Source organism: Capnocytophaga canis, assembly GCF_000827555.1.
Taxonomy (GTDB): domain Bacteria; phylum Bacteroidota; class Bacteroidia; order Flavobacteriales; family Flavobacteriaceae; genus Capnocytophaga; species Capnocytophaga canis.
Map to the genome: position 1 here is coordinate 1 of NZ_CDOI01000058.1, position 237 is coordinate 237.

A 237-nucleotide genomic window follows, 5' to 3' on the forward strand; every position below is an offset into this window, starting at 1 on the left:
TACTTCCATATTCAAGGTATAGAGAGATATCCTAATAATACGGTTCGTATTTACAATCGTTGGGGAGTTAAGGTATTTGAGACGAAAGGCTATGATAATGTTAATAGAGTATTCCGAGCGATTTCAAACGGACGAGTAACGATTGAAGCTCCTGAGAAATTGCCACAAGGTACGTATTACTATATCATTGAATACACCGATAACAACAACAAGAAACATACGAAAGGAAGTTGGTTG

The 237-nt window shown here is 36.7% G+C and carries 1 protein-coding gene; it reads left to right on the forward strand.

Going from position 1 to position 237, the window contains the following annotated elements; all coding sequences use genetic code 11:
* On the forward strand, positions 1–237 hold a 237-nt coding region (locus tag CCAND38_RS02110), incomplete at both ends, for a T9SS type B sorting domain-containing protein (protein WP_042343479.1).